2 protein-coding genes are annotated in these 798 nt (G+C 56.4%); both read left to right on the forward strand.

What is annotated here, in order from left to right; genetic code table 11:
- The coding region (locus tag SOP85_RS31000) for a hypothetical protein (protein WP_323629405.1) at window positions 1-579 on the forward strand (579 nt) is incomplete at its 5' end.
- Between the two features lie 2 nt (window positions 580-581).
- A partial coding sequence (locus SOP85_RS31005; RefSeq protein WP_323629406.1) for a hypothetical protein occupies window positions 582-798 on the forward strand: 217 nt, incomplete at its 3' end.

A 798-nucleotide genomic window follows, 5' to 3' on the forward strand; every position in this document is an offset into this window, starting at 1 on the left:
TCAAATCCCTCCGATAAATACGTGGCTACCAAAAATCGAAGTGCTTCGCAAGCGCGCAAGGATCGCGCCGCGCTCAAACGTTTGCAAAAGTCGGGGATATTTAAAGGGAAAATTGATCTCCGCAAAAAGCCAACGCGCCGGCAGCGCGAACTGATCGAACAATTGAAGCGACCTTTGCCGCCGAAACAAAAGGTCGATGGCGCGACAATCAAGCGCACGCGCATGTCTGAAACGGAAGTGCGCAACATTACGCCAGCGACACAGCACAAGCTAACAACCTATGCGCTTCCGTTCCTGCGCAAGGGGCAGACTGAGCCAGAATGGCGCCGCTTCACACGAGAGCAGCTGGCAAAGTTTCTCAACGAGTACAAAGCCGACGATCCGGAAGGCAAGGCGGAATGGCGCAGCTACGCTGTGCGCGAAGATTGGACATTCGGCACAAAGACAGAGCGTACCGAATTCAGGCGTGAGGCTGATCTTTATTTTACCGGCGTTAGGATCAGCGAGCCGCAAGGCATAAAGACGCAGCGTCGCGCACCAAATAAAAAAGCGCACCGCGGCAGACGGAAGGGCAAATAACAATGCCCTCGATTGTGCCCGCGCTGTCGGCGCTTGCTGATCTCGAAGCGCGATTGAACGCCAACTGGAAAGACGAGGATCAGCCGAAGATGGGGCGACCACCGAAAGGCGACGCGCCCATGACGCCGAACGAGTGCAAGCGCGCATCGCGCGCCCGCGCCAAGGAAACGCGACAGCGCAACATTGCTATCCTCGATATGGAAACCGACCCGTTCGATG

The organism is Pseudomonas sp. YuFO20, from assembly GCF_035064975.1.
Classification (GTDB): Bacteria; Pseudomonadota; Gammaproteobacteria; order Pseudomonadales; family Pseudomonadaceae; genus Aquipseudomonas; species Aquipseudomonas putida_AE.